This is a genomic window from Haloferax sulfurifontis (genome assembly GCF_014635105.1).
GTDB lineage: Archaea > Halobacteriota > Halobacteria > Halobacteriales > Haloferacaceae > Haloferax > Haloferax denitrificans.
Genome location: NZ_BMCI01000002.1, coordinates 253,081 through 270,395 on the forward strand (window position 1 = coordinate 253,081; position 17,315 = coordinate 270,395).

At 68.9% G+C, this 17,315-nt stretch carries 22 protein-coding genes; 13 read left to right on the top strand and 9 right to left on the bottom strand.

The features are described 5' to 3' along the window. The first annotated feature begins 10 nt into the window (after positions 1-10). A complete protein-coding gene (locus IEV64_RS05720; RefSeq protein WP_188423403.1) occupies positions 11-388 on the top strand; it encodes an ATPase in 378 nt (125 codons plus the stop codon). A 15-nt stretch (positions 389-403) separates the two neighbouring features. On the opposite strand, the gene IEV64_RS05725 is transcribed toward IEV64_RS05720, so the two are convergent. Then, positions 404-2,404: a DUF460 domain-containing protein gene (locus IEV64_RS05725; protein ID WP_007275576.1), complete on the bottom strand. Its 2,001-nt coding sequence runs from the start codon at positions 2,402-2,404 to the stop codon at positions 404-406. Positions 2,405-2,574: 170 nt separating this feature from the next. Between IEV64_RS05725 and IEV64_RS05730 the strand changes: the two genes are divergently transcribed. Then, positions 2,575-3,576 carry a prohibitin family protein gene (locus IEV64_RS05730; RefSeq protein ID WP_007275575.1) on the top strand — a complete coding sequence of 334 codons (1,002 nt, stop codon included), beginning with the start codon at positions 2,575-2,577 and terminating at the stop codon, positions 3,574-3,576. Between the two features lie 8 nt (positions 3,577-3,584). Continuing rightward, positions 3,585-3,929: a DUF8108 domain-containing protein gene (locus IEV64_RS05735; RefSeq protein WP_007275574.1), complete on the top strand. Its 345-nt coding sequence runs from the start codon at positions 3,585-3,587 to the stop codon at positions 3,927-3,929. A gap of 42 nt (positions 3,930-3,971) precedes the next feature. On the opposite strand, the gene IEV64_RS05740 is transcribed toward IEV64_RS05735, so the two are convergent. After that, on the bottom strand, positions 3,972-4,886 hold the full coding sequence (locus IEV64_RS05740) for a PhzF family phenazine biosynthesis protein (protein WP_188423404.1): 915 nt from the start codon (positions 4,884-4,886) through the stop codon (positions 3,972-3,974). Positions 4,887-4,935: 49 nt separating this feature from the next. Next, positions 4,936-5,883, bottom strand: coding sequence for a ribonuclease Z (gene rnz / locus IEV64_RS05745; RefSeq protein WP_188423626.1), 948 nt, complete (start codon positions 5,881-5,883; stop codon positions 4,936-4,938). A 143-nt stretch (positions 5,884-6,026) separates the two neighbouring features. Here rnz and IEV64_RS05750 point away from each other — a divergent pair, with 143 nt between their 5' ends. The 4 genes from IEV64_RS05750 to IEV64_RS05765 all read left to right on the top strand — a co-directional run bounded on the left by IEV64_RS05750 (position 6,027) and on the right by IEV64_RS05765 (position 8,657). Further along, entirely contained in the window at positions 6,027-7,052 is a 1,026-nt protein-coding gene (locus IEV64_RS05750; RefSeq protein WP_007275571.1) for an AAA family ATPase, read from the top strand. Beyond that, positions 7,052-7,657, top strand: a complete 606-nt coding sequence (locus tag IEV64_RS05755) for a protein sorting system archaetidylserine decarboxylase (protein WP_188423405.1) — start codon at positions 7,052-7,054, stop codon at positions 7,655-7,657. The genes IEV64_RS05750 and IEV64_RS05755 overlap by 1 nt, the downstream gene beginning before the upstream one ends. A gap of 61 nt (positions 7,658-7,718) precedes the next feature. Beyond that, positions 7,719-8,141 carry a hypothetical protein gene (locus IEV64_RS05760; protein WP_188423406.1) on the top strand — a complete coding sequence of 141 codons (423 nt, stop codon included), beginning with the start codon at positions 7,719-7,721 and terminating at the stop codon, positions 8,139-8,141. Positions 8,142-8,252: 111 nt separating this feature from the next. Beyond that, on the top strand, positions 8,253-8,657 hold the full coding sequence (locus tag IEV64_RS05765; RefSeq protein ID WP_007275568.1) for a hypothetical protein: 405 nt from the start codon (positions 8,253-8,255) through the stop codon (positions 8,655-8,657). Positions 8,658-8,675: 18 nt separating this feature from the next. Here IEV64_RS05765 and IEV64_RS05770 read toward each other — a convergent pair whose 3' ends face one another. Continuing rightward, complete coding sequence (locus IEV64_RS05770; protein WP_007275567.1) at positions 8,676-8,885, bottom strand: hypothetical protein; 210 nt, start codon at positions 8,883-8,885, stop codon at positions 8,676-8,678. 88 nt (positions 8,886-8,973) lie between these two features. Beyond that, entirely contained in the window at positions 8,974-9,930 is a 957-nt protein-coding gene (locus IEV64_RS05775) for a methyltransferase domain-containing protein (RefSeq protein ID WP_049920597.1), read from the bottom strand. A 156-nt stretch (positions 9,931-10,086) separates the two neighbouring features. Here IEV64_RS05775 and IEV64_RS05780 point away from each other — a divergent pair, with 156 nt between their 5' ends. The 4 genes from IEV64_RS05780 (at position 10,087) to IEV64_RS05795 (ending at position 12,471) form a co-directional block, all read left to right on the top strand. Beyond that, complete coding sequence (locus tag IEV64_RS05780) at positions 10,087-10,398, top strand: DUF5658 family protein (RefSeq protein ID WP_188423407.1); 312 nt, start codon at positions 10,087-10,089, stop codon at positions 10,396-10,398. 58 nt (positions 10,399-10,456) lie between these two features. Beyond that, positions 10,457-11,026, top strand: coding sequence for a TATA-box-binding protein (locus IEV64_RS05785; RefSeq protein WP_004968907.1), 570 nt, complete (start codon positions 10,457-10,459; stop codon positions 11,024-11,026). 80 nt (positions 11,027-11,106) lie between these two features. Further along, positions 11,107-11,484 (top strand): DUF7473 family protein, encoded by a 378-nt coding sequence (locus IEV64_RS05790; RefSeq protein ID WP_188423408.1) that lies wholly within the window; start codon positions 11,107-11,109, stop codon positions 11,482-11,484. A gap of 18 nt (positions 11,485-11,502) precedes the next feature. Next, a complete protein-coding gene (locus tag IEV64_RS05795) occupies positions 11,503-12,471 on the top strand; it encodes a CPBP family intramembrane glutamic endopeptidase (protein ID WP_188423409.1) in 969 nt (322 codons plus the stop codon). 29 nt (positions 12,472-12,500) lie between these two features. On the opposite strand, the gene hisG is transcribed toward IEV64_RS05795, so the two are convergent. Further along, on the bottom strand, positions 12,501-13,346 hold the full coding sequence (hisG, locus tag IEV64_RS05800) for an ATP phosphoribosyltransferase (RefSeq protein WP_188423410.1): 846 nt from the start codon (positions 13,344-13,346) through the stop codon (positions 12,501-12,503). Between the two features lie 78 nt (positions 13,347-13,424). On the opposite strand from hisG, the gene IEV64_RS05805 reads away from it, so the two are divergent. Then, positions 13,425-14,525 (top strand): M48 family metalloprotease, encoded by a 1,101-nt coding sequence (locus tag IEV64_RS05805; RefSeq protein ID WP_188423411.1) that lies wholly within the window; start codon positions 13,425-13,427, stop codon positions 14,523-14,525. Positions 14,526-14,546: 21 nt separating this feature from the next. On the opposite strand, the gene IEV64_RS05810 is transcribed toward IEV64_RS05805, so the two are convergent. Next, the gene (locus IEV64_RS05810) at positions 14,547-15,059 is read right to left on the bottom strand and encodes a winged helix-turn-helix transcriptional regulator (protein ID WP_004968912.1); all 513 of its coding nucleotides are present in this window, start codon (positions 15,057-15,059) and stop codon (positions 14,547-14,549) included. Continuing rightward, positions 15,056-15,400, bottom strand: coding sequence for a DUF7471 family protein (locus IEV64_RS05815; RefSeq protein ID WP_007275560.1), 345 nt, complete (start codon positions 15,398-15,400; stop codon positions 15,056-15,058). Before IEV64_RS05815 ends, IEV64_RS05810 begins: the two co-directional genes overlap by 4 nt. 163 nt (positions 15,401-15,563) lie before the next feature. Between IEV64_RS05815 and IEV64_RS05820 the strand changes: the two genes are divergently transcribed. Next, a complete protein-coding gene (locus IEV64_RS05820; RefSeq protein ID WP_188423412.1) occupies positions 15,564-16,856 on the top strand; it encodes an amidohydrolase in 1,293 nt (430 codons plus the stop codon). Positions 16,857-16,923: 67 nt separating this feature from the next. Here IEV64_RS05820 and IEV64_RS05825 read toward each other — a convergent pair whose 3' ends face one another. Next, positions 16,924-17,235 carry a helix-turn-helix transcriptional regulator gene (locus tag IEV64_RS05825; protein WP_188423413.1) on the bottom strand — a complete coding sequence of 104 codons (312 nt, stop codon included), beginning with the start codon at positions 17,233-17,235 and terminating at the stop codon, positions 16,924-16,926. Positions 17,236-17,315 lie beyond the last annotated feature (80 nt).

The following is a 17,315-nucleotide window of genomic DNA, read 5'->3' on the forward strand; positions in this document are numbered from 1 at the left end:
TGTCGGGGACGTGGGATATGACTTCTGGAAGGCGTTCGCGGGCGAAACGGACAACATCCACCGGTCCCAACTCCCGGTGATGTCCGACTCAGGAACCACGACGCGTGCGCCCGCCGTCATCTTCGCCGCGCTCATCCTCGTCGTCTTCGGCCTGCTCGCGGCCATGTGGGCGTCGGTCCGCGGCGGCGACCTCCTCCCGTACATCCTCGGCTTCGCCGTCTACTTCCTCGCCGCCCACGTCTACCTGCCGTACCGGGTCCACAGGGACGCGACGCTCAAGGGACGAAACGCGACGTTCTGGGCCGTCCTCGCCTTCCTCCTCCCGCTCGTCGGCCCGGCGCTGTACTTCGTGGTCGCCGTCGTCGTCGGCCACGACGCGACCGACTGAAAATCAGACGCGACGCTATCCGCGCCGGTTCTCGGCGCGGTGTTCGGAGATTATCTGGTCGACCATCTCTTTTTGCTGTTCTTTCTGTCGTTCTTCCGCCCGCGACTCCCAATCCGCGATGGCGGATTCGACCTCGGACTCCTTCGCCACGGCGAGTTCGTCTATCTCCTGAATCGTCACGCCGTCGGCGGGCGCGACCGGCACGTCGGCCTCGAACAGCACCTCGTCCGCGACCTCCGAGAGGTTGCCCGACCGGAGGACGACCTTGGGGTCGAACTCGGCGAGGCGCTCGGCGGTCGTCCGCCCGGCTCCGCTGGCGTCGCGGAGGTAGACCACGTCGCCGGCGGCGATGCCGTACTCCTCGACGGTGTGGTCGAGCGCGCCGTTCGTGAACTGCTCGACGATTTTGACCGGCACCAAACTGCCGTCGGTGTTCACGTCCGCGAAGTTCGAGTGGTCGAGCTTCCACAGCGACTTCAGCTGGTCGAGCTTGTCGGCGAGCTCCGCCTTGTCGGATTCGAGCGATTCGACTTTCCGCTCTAACCGGCCGTTCTCGCGTTCGAGCCGGGTGACCTCGCGGCGCTCGCGGGCCTCGCGGCGCTCCTCGCGGCGGGCGTCGGAGAGCTCCCCTTTGTACTCCTCGATGGTCTCGTCTTTCTCCTCGATTGTCGATTTCAGGTCCTCGACGTGCGATTCGAGTCGCTCGACCCGCGACCGCAACTCCCGAATCTCGCGTTCTTCGGGCGTGAGCTCGGGCTCCTCGTGAGTCTCCTCGTCGGCGTCGTCGCCGCCGTCGTCGCCGTCGTCGGCCATCTCGCGGAGAACGGCCTCGACCGACTCCTCGCTGGCGAGGACGCGGGCGATGACCTCCTCTCTGTCCACGTCGGCGGGGACCTTCCGGGAGATGCGCTCGAACTGGTCTTCGTGGTCGTCGAACGCGAACAGCGCCGCGGCGAGGGCGTCGCGCTCGTGGTCGTTGTCGTAGTCGACCTCGCGGGTCCGGTGGAGCTTTTCGTCGACGGGGATGTCGCTCGGCGGGGCCCAGCCGGCGGCGTCGAAGCTCCGCCGGAACTTCTCGACCGTCTCGGGCATCGGCTGGACGTCGGCGGCGACGAGGCTGGGTCGCCCGCGCTCGATGAGCCACTCGATGACGGCGGCGGTGTCGGCGGTCCGCGTCGAGTGCACGTCGAGGACGCGCCCGTCGAAGCCGACGACGGCGACGGCGGTGGTCGTGCCGGGGTCGATGCCGACGATGACGCGGTCGCGGCGCTTCACGAGGGGTTCGAACTCGATGCCGTCGCGGCGCTCGCGCTCGATTTCGACCCGGGTGTCGCCCGAGCGGTGGGTGGACACGGGGATGTCCTCCGGCCGCGCCTCGACGGTGAAAAGCGCCTGCGAGTAGCCGCCGTACTTCTCGGTCACGTCCCGCTCGTAGTCGAGGTTGGCCTCCTTCAGCGCGGACTCGACCTCGCGGGACTGCTGTTTTACCGACCCGTGGATTCGGCGCGTGTAGCGGTCCTGACTCCACCCGCCCTTGCCGGTCGAGCGGCCGCGGGAGACCTTCACGGTCGTCGTGTTCTCGAAGGCGGCGACCTCGTAGCCGACGTTGGCGAGGGCGAGTCGCGCCGCGGCCTCGGCCTCCTTCATCGGCTCTTTGCCGTAGGGGACGCCGTGGCGAGAGGCGACCCGCGACAGCGGTTCCGGTCGCTCCGCGCCGGTCACTTGCACCAACTGCGTCCCGTGGGGGAGCCACCGCAGGAAGCGGACTAAATCGTCCTTGTCGGTCGCCAACTCGTACATGTTGTCCGTGGCGACGACGCGCGGTTCGTCGCGCTCGATGAGCCGGCGTAACTTGCGGAAGGAGACCACGTCTCGTTCGATTCGGACCTCGTCTGACTCGGTGTCTCGGGTGTCCAACACGACCAGCGCGTACGACGGCGAGTCGCCGCGGATATCGCCGCTCTGGATGTCGACGCCGAAGACGACCGAGTCGAGCGCACTCGTCCGGTCGTTCACGACGGCGACTAGGGCCGCGCCGGATATATACTCCACGCCGGTCGCGGGTGTCGACTCGGTCGGGTGTCGCGTTTGCGCGACTCGGCCGCCGAGTGGGCGTCGCCGGCGACAGTCGCCGCGACCCCGCTTGACACGAAACAAACAAGTCCCGGCTATTTGAAATCAAAGTGATGAGTTCTGACATCCCCGACCCGCCGTCGGTGACCTCCGGGTCGCTGACGCGCATCGCCCTCGTCGGTGTCGTCGCCCTCCTCCTTATCGCCGCCCCCATCGCCGGGCTCCTCGCGTGGGAACCCGTCGAAGAGGGGAACGTCAAGGTCGTCAAGAAGTGGGGCGCGACCACCGGCACCGTCTTCGAACCCGGCGCGCACTTCGTCAACCCCGTCTCGCAGTCGACCTCGTCGCTGTCGGTGCGACCGCAGTCGTACACCATGTCGTCGTCGACGAGCGAAGGCGACAGGCGCGGCGACGACGCCATCACGGTCCTGACCGAAGACGGCCTCCGGACGGACATCGACGTGACCGTCCGCTACCGCATCGACGCCGGGCAGGCCGTCGAGTTCTACCGCAACTACCGGACGCTCGAAACCGCCGAAGAGCGCCTGATTCGGCCGTCGATTCGGTCGGTGCTCCGGACCGAGGCCGGTCGACTGCCCGTCACGGTCATCTATACCGGCGAGGGCCAGACCCAGCTGAAGGCCGCCGCCGAGCGGGAACTCGCCGAGGAGTTCGCCGACGACGGCCTCATCCTCGAAGCGGTGCAGGTCCGCAACGTCGAACTCCCCGCCGAGTACGCGCAGGCGGTCGAACAGAAGGAAATCACCGAACAGCGCCGCCAGCAGAAGCAGGACGAACTCGCCGTCGAGGAGCTGGAGGCCGAGCGCAAGCGCATCGAGGCGCAGGGGCAGGCCGACGCCAACCGCATCCTCGCGGAGTCGCTGTCCGACGAGGTGCTGGCCCAGAAGTACATCGAGAAGCTCGACGAGACGGACACCGTCTACATCCCGGTCGGCGACGGCGGCTACCCGCAGTTCGTCCGGTCGCTGGATAGCGACGGTTCGTCGTCGTCGGATTCGTCCTCGTCGTCCACCGACTCGTCGTCGGACGCTCGCTCGGCGTCGTCCAGTTCGTCGGGGTCGTCGTCCGGCTCCGAAAACGAGACGAGCACCTGACGCCGTCGATGCGGCTCCTCCGTGAACTGGCCGTCGCGGTCACGTTACTCGTCATCGTCGGCGTCCTCGCGCGCTCCGGCGTCGGTCGGTTCGTCCTGCCGGTCGTCGGCCTCGTCGTCGCCGCGGCGCTCGCGGCGCTCCTGTCCAAACGCCCGGCGTATCCGCGGACGGCGGTCGGCCCGCGGACGAGAATCGTCGAGTCGGCCGTCGAGGCCGCGGACGCCGCCTGCGTCGAGTGCGGGTCGCCCGCGACGACGCGCCGGCGCTACGTCCGCGAGTGGGTGGTCCTCGGGGTTCCGGTCGTCCTTCTCGACGACGGCGAGAACCCGGTCTGCGACGCCCACCGCGACTGACCCGATCTCGCTTTTTGGCTCGACGGCCCGCTCAGCGGCCGCTCAGACGAGTCTCCCCGTCGAGACGAACTCGACGCGCCCCCCGACGCGGACCGTCACCTCGTCGCCCCGGTCTTCGGCTTCGAGGTGGAGGTGCGACGGTCGGCCCATCTCGTAGCCCTGTTCGACCGTGACCTCGATTTCCTCGTCGCCGAAGTAGCGATGGCGGGCGAGATAGCCGGCGAAACAGCCGTTCGCGCTCCCGGTCGCGGGGTCCTCGGCGACGCCGTGGCCCGGGGCGTACATCCGCGCCGCGAAGTCGTTCGCGTCGTCGCGGGGGTCCGGGCAGAACAGAAAGAGGTTCTCGACGCCCACGTCGTCGAAGAACGAACGGTACGCGGGGGTGAACACCTCGCTCCGGGCGAGCGCGTCGCGGTCGCGGAGCGGCACCATCACCGCCGGGAGGCCGGTCGAGACCACTTGTATCGGCCAGTCGCCGTCGAAGTCGGCGAGGTCGAGCGACAGCACCCCGGCGAGCGTCTCGGGGTCGAGTTCTTCGCCGAACGCCGGCGCGTTCTGCGTCATCCAGTACTGCTCGCCGTCGGGCGTTCCGTCGTCGCCGTCGTCGCCGTCTGCGTCCGAGTTCCCGTCCCGGACCTCGACCGAGATGGGGCCGACGCCGAGGTTCAGCGTCACCTCGTCGCCGGCGTCGAAGTGCTCGCGGAGGACGGCGGCCGTCCCGAGCGTCGGGTGTCCGGCGAACGGAATCTCGCCGTCCGGCGTGAAGATGCGAACGTCGTAGCCGTCGTCGGGCGACCCGCCCTCGATGAACGTCGTCTCCGAGTAGTTCGTCTCGTTGGCGAGCGCGGCCATCTGGTCGGAACTGAGCGCGTCCGCGTCCTCGAAGACGGCGAGTTGGTTGCCGGCGTACTTCGCCGTGGCGAACACGTCGACGGTGTGGAAGGCGTTCTGCGGCACACCCGTTGGTGCGAACGGGCGGGAGAAAAGCGTACCGCGGCCCCTCGGACTACTCGCCGGTCTCGGCCCCGCCGCCGTCGCTGTCGGCGTACGGGACCTCCAGTTTCTGGCCGTCTTCGGCGACGAACGCCTCGCCGTCGTACACCTCGCGGGCCTGTTCGAGAAGCGGGCTCGGGTCGGCGGCGTACCGGGCGGAGATATGCGTCAGCGCGAAGCGTCGAACGTCTGCGTCGCGGGCGACGCGGGCGGCCTCGCGCGCGGTCGAGTGCGCGGTCTGTTTCGCCCGCTCGGCCTCCTCGTCGGTGAACGTCGCGTCGTGGACGAGCAGGTCGGCGTCGCGGGCGACCTCGACGGTCGAGTCGAGCGGGCGGGTGTCGCCGGTGTAGACGACGGTGCGGCCGGGACGGGGGTCGCCGACGACCTGCTCGGAGCGAACGACGGTCCCGTCTTCGAGTTCGACGTCCTCGCCGGCGTGGAGGCGGCCGAACGCCGGGCCGACGGGGACGCCGAGTTCCTCGGCCTTCTCGCGGTCGAACCGGCCGGGACGGTCGTCTTCGACGAGTGCGTAGCCGACGGAGGCGGTCCGGTGTTCGGTGTCGAACGCGCGGACCTCGTAGTCGTCGGCGCGGTAGGCGACGTTCCCCGGCCGGACCTCGTGGACGGAGACGTGAAAGCCGGGCTGGTAGCCGCCGGCGTGGACGAGTTTTTCGAGGTGGCGCTTGCTCCCCGGCGGGCCGTGGATGGCCAGCGAGGCGTCGCGGTCGTTGAAGTCGAGCGTCTGAATCAGGCCGGGAATGCCGAGGATGTGGTCGCCGTGGAGGTGGGTGACGAACAGGTGGCTGACGCCGAACCCGGTCCCGTAGCGCATCATCTGGCGTTGGGTGCCCTCCCCGCAATCGAACAACAGGCGCTCGCCGTCGCGGTTCACGAGGAACGCGCTCGGCGCACGCGCCGTGGTGGGGACGGCCCCGCCGGTCCCGAGGAAGGTCGCGCGCATGGACATGCACCACAATGATAGCGGCTGGACTAAACGTGCGTCGAATCGGTCGCGGCCTCGGCGCTCGCCCCCACAGGGAAGCCGAGTCCGCCCGACGCCCCGGACCGACCGATTCTTACCCGACCGTCTGCTACCGGAGTCCAATGGACGCGCCGCTGTGGACCGAGACGCACGCGCCGGGGCTCGACGACCTCCCACAGCCGGAGGTCCGCGACCGCCTCCGACGCGCCGTGGACGAACCGATGAACCTCGTCGTGCAGGGCCCGCCGGGCGTCGGCAAGACCGCCGCCGTCCGCGCGCTGGCTCACGAGGCGCACGCGGACCCCGAAAACGACCTCATCGAACTCAACGTCGCGGACTTCTTCAACCGGACGAAAAAGCAGATTCGCGCCGACCCGCGGTTCGAGCAGTTCCTCGACGGGCGCAGTCGCATGGCGAAACGCGACATGATTAACCGCGTGCTGAAGGAGTCCGCCAGCTACGCCCCCATGTCGGGCGAGTACAAGACCATCGTCCTCGACAACGCCGAGTCCATCCGCGAGGACTTCCAGCAGGCGCTCCGCCGCGTGATGGAACAGCACCACCGGACCACGCAGTTCGTCATCACCACGCGCCAGCCCTCGAAGCTCATCCCGCCGATTCGCTCGCGGTGTTTTCCCGTCCCCATGCCCGCACCCGACGACGCGGCGCTCGAATCTCTCCTCGCCGACATCCTCGACGCTGAGGGCGTCGACTACGACGCCGGCGGCCTCCAGTTCCTCACCGACGCCTCCAACGGGAACGTCCGGAAGGCCATCCTCTCGGCCCAGCGGACGGCCACCGAGGCAGACGAGGTCACCATGTCGACGGTCCACGCGGCCCTCGGCGACGTGGGCTTCGACGACGAGCTGAAGACGCTCCTCATCAACGCCCGCGAGGGCGACATCAAGGACGCCCGCAAGACCCTCACGACGCTCCTCGACGACGAGGGCTACGAGGGACAGGAGCTCCTCCGCGACGTCCTCCGCGTCGCCGACTCGACCCCCGAGCGCTTCGCCGGCGGCGAACTCGCCCGCCTGCACGAACTCGCCGGACAGGTCGACCTCGACATCTCGACGGGCATCGACGACCGACTGCACCTCACTCACCTCCTCACGAGTTGGGGCGCAGAGGTCCGCGGCGAGGCATAATGCAGTTCGCACCCGGCTACCGGCGGTTCGCGCTTCCCGCCTTCCTCGGCGCGGCGGTCGCGGCGGTCGTCTTCCCGCCCCTCGGAGCCGCGCTCCTCGCGGTCGGCGCGTTCGTCCTCTGGTTCTTCCGCGACCCCGAGCGCTCGCCACCGGACGAATCGGGGGTCGTCGCCCCCGCCGACGGGCGCGTCTCCGTGATTCGCGTCGAGGACGGCCGCGTCCGCGTGGGCGTGTTCATGAACGTCACCGACGTGCACGTCAACCGCACGCCGGTCTCGGGTGCGGTCAGCGACGTGACTCACCGCCCCGGCGCGCACAAGCCGGCGTTCTCGAAGGACTCCGACCGCAACGAGCGCGTCGATATCGAACTCGACACCGACGCGGGCGACCACGAAGTGTCGCTCATCGCCGGCGCGTTCGCCCGCCGGATTCACTCGTACGTCGCCCCCGGCGACGAACTCGTCCGCGGCCAGAAGCTCGGCCACATCGACTTCGGCTCGCGGGCCGACGTGCTGTTACCACCGGAGTACGGGTCCGAGGACGTGGTCGTCGAGAAAGGCGAGTCGGTGCGGGCGGGCGAGACGGTGCTGGCTCGGCGGGAGTGATGCATCAACGTCTCCCGCCAGAATGACAAATAATTAACACATAGGGCGCGTTGCGGGCGTCATGTCCTCCACAGTCCACGAACCGTCCCAGCCCTCCGCACGGACGCCGTCGCCGTGGTGGTACGGCGTCGCCTTGTTCCCGATTTCGGTCCTCCTCGGCGTCCTCATGTTTCTGGGCGGATGGGGAATCGTGCCCACCGGTCGATTCGCGTCCGAGGCGATGATGCTCAGTTTCTTTGCCATCGTGATTATCGTGGACCTCATCGGCCTCCTCGTCGGTCTCTTGGTCACGGTTTCACTCGGTATCGACCTGTACGCGGTGCGGCAGTCGGCCGTGTCGTGGCGACCGAGTTGGCTCTGGGTCGCCGCGGGGCTGATTCACTTCGTCGGCGGTGTGTTCTCGCCCCTCTTTGTCGTCTCGGTGCCGCTTCTGTCGTACTACCTGTACCGGCGTGGGAAGCGAGTTGGTGCTCCGAGTTTCTGAGTCCGACGGTTCTCGCACCTCGACGTTCACGAGACCGGACGTCACAGCATCATCGAGTGGACCGGACCGAACCCACACAAGGCACTTACCATGACATCTGAATCATCGCTCATGCAGCGCAGACGGGTCCTCGCGTCCCTCGGTTCGCTCGCCTTCCTCTCCGGGTGTCTCGGCGGCCCCGCCGAATCCTCGTCCGAAACGGAGACCGAGACGGCGACCACCACGGACGAATGCGGGTGGCCGCAGTTCTGCGAGGGGTCAGAGATGGTCGAAGTCGCGGTCAACGGCGGCTTCGACGGCGAGGTCATCTTGAAGCCAGCGTGCCGCGAGGGCGACGTGGAACTCTCGCCCGGCGAGACGGTGACGCTCACCCGGCAGGTCGACGCCGAGACCTGCGACGTGAAACTCCTCGTCGACGGCGAGGCGGCGTACGACGAGCGGATTCAGGACTACGAGTACGTGACGTTGCGCGTCGGTCCGAACGGCGAGATTACGCGTCGGAAGGAAGAACTGTAGCGGCCTCGTTCACCCCGACTACCGGAGTTTCTCGACGGCGAGCATCGCCACCGAGACGACGAGTGAGAAGACTGCCACCACGAGACCGAACAGGTAGTACGGGCTCGAACCGTCCGGGTACGACAGGAGCGAAAACAGCAGGAACGCCGACCCCATCGCGACGATGGTCGCCGCCCGCGGGTCGGGGTCGTACGCCTCGGCGACGGCGTTTCGAACCCTACGGTACATGCGCTCGCTTCGACGCGCTGGGGGATAGTCCTGTCGGGCGGCTGAATGGAAACCGTGACTGCGACGGCTCGTCGGCCGGCGATTCCGATTACCGATGCAGGAGATGCACGTACCGCACCAGCGACCGGTGGACCCGTCGCTCGAACACCCGTTCGACCTCCCAGCCGGCGTCTTCGGCCTCCTCGGTCCACGACCGGTCGGCGACCATCACGCACTCGGGGGCGACCCGGCGGACCTCAGCCAGCGCCCCGCCGACGAGGTCCGAAAGCGAGTGGCGCGCGATTTTCGACTGCCGGCCGTAGGGGGCGTCGAACACCGCGCCGTCCATGGAGTCGTCGCGGAAGGGGAGCGCGGTGGCGTCGCCGCGGACCACGTCGCCGGAGCCGACGTAGTGACGCAGGTTCTCCCGCGCGCCGCCGACCATCTTCGCTTGGGCGTCGACGCCGACCACGTCGGCCCCGACGAGGCCCGCTTCGAGGAGGACGCCGCCGGTGCCGCACATCGGGTCCAGAATCCGGGCTCCGGGCTCCGCGCCGGCCATGTTGACGAAGGCGCGGGCGTCCACGGGGGCCATGCTCCCCGGCTGGAAGAACGGTCTGTCGGTCGGCTTCCGGTCGGCGAAGTCGCGGACGGCCTCGACGGCGGTCCAGCCGACGAGACAGGCGTCTTCGGAGAAGTAGACCCGAAGCTCGTGGTCGGGGTCGTCCAAGTCGACGCCGAAGCCGCGGTCGACGAGCGCCGACCCGAGTTCGCGCTCGGCGTCGGTCGTGCTGATATCGGTGAGCCCTCGCACGTCGCGGGCGCGGACGGCGACTGTCCCCTCGCGGTCGACGTTCGCGGCCGCGACGACGGCGCGGGCGGCGTCGATGTCGGGGTCGCACCGCCCGACCAGTTCGACGACGCGACGGGTGTAGGCGAGTCGCCTCGCGCGCTCGGGTTCGACGCCGCGGGCGGTGGCGAGGCCGGGGGCGACGACCGTCACGCCCGTCGCGGCCGCCTCGGCCTCGCGGGCGGCGAAGGCGTCTTCTTCGCCGGCGAGTTCCAGTCCGTACACGCTCGGACCTGACGGGCCGCGGAAATGAGGGTATCGGTCGTCGTCGCGCCCGCGATGGTGTCGGCCGCTCCGGACCGACTGCGACCCCGCCGAACCTGACACCTCGGCGACGGCGAGACTTATATCGGGCGCTCCGAATTCACCCCCATGGCCTCTCTCGACGCCATCTCCTGGGGCGCGGCGGCGCTCACCTACGGGCTCGGCGACTACGTCACGACCGTTCTCGGGGTCAGGACGGCCGGCGTGCAGGAGGGAAACCCCATCGTGCGACGCATCTCCGGCGGCGACCCCGGCCCCGGCTCGTTCGCGGTGTTAAAACTCGTCTCGGTCGCCCTGTTCTTCGCCACCTACTGGGTGCTCAGACCGGCGGTCGCACGACTCGCAGTTCCAATCTCCCTGACATTACTTGGGTCGGTCGTCACCGTCAGAAACGCCCGTATTATTCGCCGTCGTACGTAAGCTGTCAACTTCTTGCACCAATCTTTTTAACCCTTAAATACGTGCCTTAAATCGTTGTATGACCGACCCCAAGGACACAATCAACATCGAAAACGTCGTCGCCTCCACGGGAATCGGCCAAGAGCTCGACCTCCAGAGCGTGGCGATGGACCTCGAGGGTGCCGACTACGACCCCGAGCAGTTTCCGGGACTCGTCTACCGGACGCAGGAGCCGAAGTCCGCGGCGCTCATCTTTCGGTCCGGGAAAATCGTCTGTACCGGCGCGAAGTCGACCGACGACGTCCACGAGAGCCTCGAAATCGTCTTCGACAAGCTCCGCGAGCTTCAGATTCCGGTCGACGACGACCCCGAAATCACCGTTCAGAACATCGTCACGAGCGCCGACCTCGGCGAGAACCTGAACCTCAACGCCATCGCCATCGGGCTCGGCCTCGAAAACATCGAGTACGAACCGGAGCAGTTCCCGGGGCTCGTCTATCGCCTCGACGAACCGAGCGTCGTCGCCCTCCTCTTCGGGTCGGGCAAACTCGTCATCACGGGCGGCAAACAGCCGAAAGACGCCGAGGCGGCGGTCGACGTCATCATTTCGCGCCTCTCCGAACTCGGTCTCCTCAACGGGTCGTTCTAACGCGTCGAGTGGTCCTGCCGCCGCGCGCGACCGGGACTCGAATCGACCGGACCTAAGTCAGTCGCGTCCCTCGGGCCGATATGGACGCGCTCACCTTGCAGACGGCCGCCGGTGCGCCGGTCACGGCCGTCGCCGGAACGTTCGCGCTGTTCGCGCTGTTCCTCTCTCTCACCGCCCACATCGCCGCGCGGAACGTCCTCGGCGACGTGGAACTCAAGAAGGCGTTCGCCGTCGGGCCGGTCCCGGCGGCCATCGCCGTCGTCTTCACCACCTTCGGCTGGAACTCCTTCGTCGCGCTCGCGCTCGCACTCGGCCTCGACTTCGGCTTCGTCAAGTTCCTCTACGGCCGGTCGAACCGCCTGTCGGCGTACGTGGTGACCATCCACTTCGTCGTCTCGGTACTGCTGGGCCTCGTCCTGTTCGGCCTCTCCGCCATCCTGACGACCGCGCCCTTCTGACGCTCCCGCCGTACCTTCTTGACCGAGGCCGTCGAATTCCCCGCCGTGTCTCCCCGTCGCCTCCTCTGGAACGACACGGAACGCCGGCCGCGCGCGCCGTTTCGACTGCTCGCGACGCCCGTCGTCTTCGTCGTCGTCTCGCTCGCGGTCGGACTCTCGCTTTCGACGGCCCTCGGTGACCTCGCCGCATCCAGCCGACTCGTGTCGCTCGTCGTCTCGCTCGTCTCGGTCGGCGCGAGCGGCCTCGCCGCGCTCGTCGTCGCGCGGTACGTCGATAGGCGGACCGTCGCGGACCTCGGGCTCGGACTCGACCGCGAGTGGGCGGCCGACCTCGGGTTCGGCCTCGCGCTCGGGGCGGCGCTGATGACCGCCGTTTTCGTGGTCGGCGTCGCGGCCGGCTGGATTGCGGTCTCCCCCGCCCCGCTCGGCGTCGACCGACTGCTCGGCGTCGGCTCGCTTCTGGCGTTCTTCGTCGTCGTCGGCATCGCCGAGGAACTCCTGCTTCGAGGCGTCGTCCTCACCGACGTCGCCGAGGGCCTCCGCTGGCGGTTCGACCCGGACGCGGCGGTCGCCGGCGGCCTCGCGGTCTCGTCGGCCGTGTTCGGCGTCGCCCACTACGCCAACCCGAACGCGGGCCTGACGAGCACGCTCAGCATCACGCTCGCGGGCGTCATGCTCGGCCTCGGCTACGCGCTCACCGGCGACCTCGCCATCCCGACGGGCGTCCACATCTCGTGGAACTTCGTGCAGGGCGGCGTCTTCGGCTTCGCGGTCAGCGGCCTCGACTTCGGCACGTCGCTCGTCGAGACGACGGAACGCGGCCCCGACGTGATTACCGGCGGCGCGTTCGGCCCCGAGGCCGGTCTGCTCGGCATCGGCGCAATCGTCCTCGGCGCGGTCTGCATCGCGGCCTACGTCCGGGCGCGCCGCGGCGACCTCGGGTTCGACCCGTCGGTCACGGTGCCGGACCTGCGCTGGAAAAAATGACGGCCGCGACGGGCAGGAGGCCGCGTCGCTTACTCGACTAACCGCTCGATTTCGGTCACGAGGATGCCGCTCGCGCCGACGTTTTTCAGGTCGCTGACGACCTCGAACACGTCGCGTTCGTTCACGACGGCGTGGACGGCGACGGTCGAGTCGCCGGCGACGTCCATCACGGTCGGGCCGCCGAGGCCGGGGATGACCTCCTTCACGTCGTCGAGTTTCTCGCGCGGCGCGTTCATCATCAGGTAGCGCTTGCCCTCCGCCGAGCGGACGGATTCGAGCGCCATGAGCAACTGCTGGACCTTCGGGTCGTCGACCACGTCGGGGCGGGCGAACAGCCGAACCGACGACGACAGCACCTCGTCGATGACGGCGAGGCGGTTCACCCGGAGGGTCGTCCCGGTCGAGGTGATGTCGATGATGGCGTCGGCCATCTCGACGTGGGGCGTCAGTTCGGTCGCGCCCGTGACCTCGACGACCTCGGCGTCGATGCCCGCCTCCTCGAAGTAGGTCCGCGCGATGTGCGGGAACTCGGTGGCGACGACCTTGCCCGACACGTCCTCGACGGTCTCGATGTCGCCGTCCTCGGGCGCGGCGAGGACGAGCCGACACTTGCCGTACTCCAAATCGAGCAGGTCTTCGAGTTCGTGGCCCGACTCGCGGACCTGGTCGAGGCCCGTGACGCCGACCTCGGCGGCCCCGTCGCGGACGTACTCGGGGATGTCGGCGGCGCGGGCGAACAACACGGTCACGTCGGGGTCGACGGTCCCGGCGTAGAGTTTGCGCTCGGCACCGTTGTCGAGGTGCAGTCCCGCACGCTCCAGGAGTTCAATCGTCGGTTCGTGCAGGCGGCCCTTGTTGGGCACGGCGATTCGCATACCTGCCCGTCACGTCCCGGAGGTAATTGACTTTCGCAAGCCGGAACGGTTTTTTGACACATCTGTGAAGTGTCATCTATGGCTCCCGCCACGTTCGCCGGCGCGCTCGTCGGCGTCTCCCTCCTCGGTGCCGGCTGGTCGCGACTCAGCGCCGCGTTCCACGAGCGCCGCGGGTCGTCCGTCCAGCGGTTCAGAAAACGGGTTCGAAGCAACTGGCTCTACGCCGCCATCCTGTTCGTCGGCGTCGTCTGGTGGACGAACGCGGACCGGGCGCTCCTCGCCGCCGTCGGTCTCCCGACCGACTGGCCGTGGGCGATTTTCGGCTGGGCGCTCGTGGCTGTCGGTGCCGCGGTCGTGGCGACCGTCTCGTACTTGGGCGCGTTCCCCGTGGCGAGGCGCGTTCGAGACGCCGATATAGGTGCGGGAACGGCCGCCGCGAAGATGTTCCGCTATCAGCTCTTCATCGCGGCGCTCGTCTTCTGCGTGGTGACCGCGCTACAAGTCGAATTCCGGGTCTTGGAGACCAGCGGCCTGCTCACCATGCTTGCGTTCGTAGCCGCCGCATACGTCTTTTCGGCACCGCTCGTGGGTGTCTCGCAGACGACGGCGGTCCCCGACGACGCGACGCGCGAGCGACTCGACCGCCTGTGCGACCGCGGCGGTCTCTCGGTCGCTCGGGTTCGCCTCCTCGACGGCGGCGGCCACCGCTCGGACCACCTCACTCGCGGCCCGGTCGGGCGGAAGACGCTCTTTCTCACCGACTCGCTTCTCGACCGCTACGACGACGAGACGGTCTCGGCGCTCCTCGCGGTCGACGCCGGACGCGTCGCTCGGTACGTCTACGAGCTTCGGCTGTTCACCGTGACCGCGGTGGCCGGGCTCGTCTTCTGGGGCGTCGCGTGGTCGCCGTTCGGGTTCTCCCTGTCGTTCTTGGTCTTCGCCGGAATCGGCGTGATACTGCTCGTGACCGGCGAGTACGCGAGCAAACGGCTCATCTATCGGGCCGACGAGGCGGCGGCAGAACGGGTCGGACGCGCGGCCGTCGCCGACGCGCTCGACGCGACCGCCGACGAGGTCGACACCGGCCGCGCGGGGTCGTTCCTCTCGTTCGAGCCGTCGCTGGCGTCGCGTATCGGGCGGCTCCGAGACGCGGGCGGCGCGGGCGAGACGGAAGCGTAGGACCGCTCTCGGGACCCGCGGCTACCCTTCGACGAGGTGGTCGAGCAGGCGGTCGAACCGGTCGACGAACCGCTCGGGGAGCGACGGCGACACGTCGTCTAACAGCCGGGTCGTCCGCTCGGGGTGGGTGAGGACGAGCGTCACGCGGTTGTGCAGGTCGCGCTCCTTGCGGACCACGTCGCGCTCGACGAGGTGGTCGAGGTGCCACTCCAGCGTGCTCCGGGCGACGCCGATGTCGTCGGCCACGTCGTCGGGGCGGGCGTCGCCGTGTTCGAGGAGGTGGCCGAGGATGTCGCGGGCGGTCTCCCGGCGGACGAGCGCGAGCGTGCCGCGCTCCCACGCGTCGAACTCCGGGGGGAAGTAGTGCGTCCGCCCGTAGAACTCGGCGCGACGGACCGTCTCGTCGGAGAGCAGTCTGCGGACGTGGTGTTGTACCTGGCCGGGGGCGAGGTCGAGCGCGCGAACGAGCTCGTTGAAGTGGACTCCCGGACTGTGCTTGATGTGGTCGGCGACGCGGGTTCGTGTCTCACTCATGGGTCGTTGACCCCCGCCTCGCGCTCGATGCTCCGGGCGTAGTAAATGGCCGCGAGGACGAGGCCGGCCATCACGAGGTCCAAGAAGTGTTCGACCACGTGGTGGTCGAACTCGGAGAGGACGCCGGTGAGCGTCAGCGCCGCGACGGCCGCCCGCGACGCGAACGCCAACAGCGCCAGCGCGACGAGCAGGTGCGACCGCGTCCGCCGCCGGAGGAAGACGGCGACGCCGAGCGCGGCCAGCGTGACCGACGAGACGCCCGCGAGGACGACGACCGCGGTCATCCACGGACTTGCTTGGACGTGCCCCGGAACGAGCGCGAGGTTCGACGGGGGCTCCATGTCCCCCGATACTTGGGGTTCGGACCTAAGCGGGGGTGCTCGTTCTCGATTTTCGGGAATCGGACTACCGCCGGTATCCCGGCCGCTCCGCGGCGAACTCGGCGGTTGCGTCTCGCGGCCGCGAGACGGTGGATTCACCACCCCACCGACCCGAACGAGCGACATGAACACGCTCCGAATCGCGGGCGGACAGGTGCTCCTCCCCGACGCGACGGTCGAGGACGCGGACGTACTGGTGGACCGAGACGAGGGGACGATTCTCGATATCGGCGCGGACCTCGACGCCGACGCCGACGAGACGCTCGACGCCGAGGGCTGTCTCGTCACGCCGGGTCTGGTCAACGCCCACTGTCACGTGGCGATGACGCTCCTGCGCGGCTACGCCGACGACAAGCCGCTCGACGCGTGGCTCCGCGAGGACATCTGGCCCGCCGAGGCCGCGCTCACGCCCGAGGACGTGCGCGCCGGCGCAGAACTCGGCCTCGTGGAGATGATTAAGTCGGGGACCACCGCGTTCGCGGACATGTACTTCCACGTCCCCGAAATCGCCGCCGCGGTCGACGAGGCCGGCCTCCGCGCCCGCCTCGGCCACGGCGTCGTCACGCTCGGGAAAGACGACGAGGACGCGCGGGCCGACATCGACGAGAGCCTCGACGTGGCCCGCGAGTTCGACGGCGCGGCCGACGGCCGGATTCGGACCGCCGCGATGCCGCACTCGCTGACGACGGTCGCGGAGGACTTCCTCCGCGAGTTCGTCGCCGACGCGCACGCCGAGGACATCCCGGTCCACTACCACGCCAACGAGACGACGGACGAGGTCGACCCCATCGTCGACGAGCGCGGCGAGCGGCCCCTGTCGTACGCGAAGGAACTCGGCATGCTCACCGGCGACGACTTCCTCGCCCACGGCGTCCACGTCGACGACGCGGAAATCGACCTGCTCGCCGAGGCGGGCACCGGCGTCGTCCACTGCCCGGCGTCGAACATGAAGCTCGCCTCCGGCATGGCTCCCGTCCAGAAACTGCTCGACGCGGGCGTCACGGTCGGCCTCGGCACCGACGGCGCGGCCTCGAACAACGACCTCGACATGTTCGACGAGATGCGCGACGCCGCGATGCTCGGCAAGCTCGCCGCGGACGACGCCAGCGCCGTCGCCGCCCCCGACGTGGTGCGGATGGCGACCGCCGGCTCCGCCGCCGCCGTCGACCTCCCCGGCGGCGCGCTCGAAGTCGGTGGCGCGGCCGACCTCGCCGTCGTCGACCTCGACGCGCCGCACCTCGCGCCCGCCAACGACCTCGTGAGCCACCTCGCGTACGCCGCCCGCGGCTCCGACGTCCGCCACACGGTCTGCGACGGGCGGGTGCTGATGCGGGACCGCGAGGTGCTGACGCTCGAGGAGGACGCCGCGATGGCCCGCGCCCGCGAGGCAATCGCGTCGCTCCGCGAGCGCGTCTGAATCGCCGCGCCGGCCTGCCGCCGTCTGAACCCCCCGTCTGGTCCGCCCACACCGCCTTCCGACCTCGCTACCCGGCCAGTTCGATGCGCAGTCCGTCGTCGGTCACGCTGACCTCCATGCGCTCGAACGTCCGGTGGTACTGCGCGACGTGTCGCCCGTCGCTGTGGTCGACCATGATGGACTTCTCGAACAGCGCCGCCTCGTGGAGCCGCTTGACCTCTCTGTAGGCCGTCGACAGCGGCACGTCGGCCCGACAGCTCAGCTCCTTGACCGTCAGCGGTTCGTCGGCGACGCGCAAGAGGTCCGGGACTGCGGGGGCGCTCATCAGGGCGAACAACTCCTGCTCGGCGACCGTCTTGCCGTTTTCTATGACGAGCATCGGCCCTCGGCGATACAATCTCCCGGTTGACACTTGTAGATTCGGGGGCGGCGACCGCCTTCGGTAGGGTTTTCGGACCC

Coding starts and splice junctions, on each gene's coding strand:
- IEV64_RS05825 (WP_188423413.1), bottom strand. CDS start 17,235: ATGCTCGTCATAGAAAACGGCAAGACGGTCGCCGAGCAGGAGTTGTTC.
- rnz (WP_188423626.1), bottom strand. CDS start 5,883: ATGCGCGCGACCTTCCTCGGGACCGGCGGGGCCGTCCCCACCACGGCG.
- IEV64_RS05820 (WP_188423412.1), top strand. CDS start 15,564: ATGAACACGCTCCGAATCGCGGGCGGACAGGTGCTCCTCCCCGACGCG.
- IEV64_RS05770 (WP_007275567.1), bottom strand. CDS start 8,885: ATGTACCGTAGGGTTCGAAACGCCGTCGCCGAGGCGTACGACCCCGAC.
- IEV64_RS05760 (WP_188423406.1), top strand. CDS start 7,719: ATGTCCTCCACAGTCCACGAACCGTCCCAGCCCTCCGCACGGACGCCG.
- IEV64_RS05810 (WP_004968912.1), bottom strand. CDS start 15,059: ATGAGTGAGACACGAACCCGCGTCGCCGACCACATCAAGCACAGTCCG.
- IEV64_RS05750 (WP_007275571.1), top strand. CDS start 6,027: ATGGACGCGCCGCTGTGGACCGAGACGCACGCGCCGGGGCTCGACGAC.
- IEV64_RS05805 (WP_188423411.1), top strand. CDS start 13,425: ATGGCTCCCGCCACGTTCGCCGGCGCGCTCGTCGGCGTCTCCCTCCTC.
- IEV64_RS05735 (WP_007275574.1), top strand. CDS start 3,585: ATGCGGCTCCTCCGTGAACTGGCCGTCGCGGTCACGTTACTCGTCATC.
- IEV64_RS05730 (WP_007275575.1), top strand. CDS start 2,575: ATGAGTTCTGACATCCCCGACCCGCCGTCGGTGACCTCCGGGTCGCTG.
- hisG (WP_188423410.1), bottom strand. CDS start 13,346: ATGCGAATCGCCGTGCCCAACAAGGGCCGCCTGCACGAACCGACGATT.
- IEV64_RS05785 (WP_004968907.1), top strand. CDS start 10,457: ATGACCGACCCCAAGGACACAATCAACATCGAAAACGTCGTCGCCTCC.
- IEV64_RS05755 (WP_188423405.1), top strand. CDS start 7,052: ATGCAGTTCGCACCCGGCTACCGGCGGTTCGCGCTTCCCGCCTTCCTC.
- IEV64_RS05780 (WP_188423407.1), top strand. CDS start 10,087: ATGGCCTCTCTCGACGCCATCTCCTGGGGCGCGGCGGCGCTCACCTAC.
- IEV64_RS05765 (WP_007275568.1), top strand. CDS start 8,253: ATGCAGCGCAGACGGGTCCTCGCGTCCCTCGGTTCGCTCGCCTTCCTC.
- IEV64_RS05815 (WP_007275560.1), bottom strand. CDS start 15,400: ATGGAGCCCCCGTCGAACCTCGCGCTCGTTCCGGGGCACGTCCAAGCA.
- IEV64_RS05790 (WP_188423408.1), top strand. CDS start 11,107: ATGGACGCGCTCACCTTGCAGACGGCCGCCGGTGCGCCGGTCACGGCC.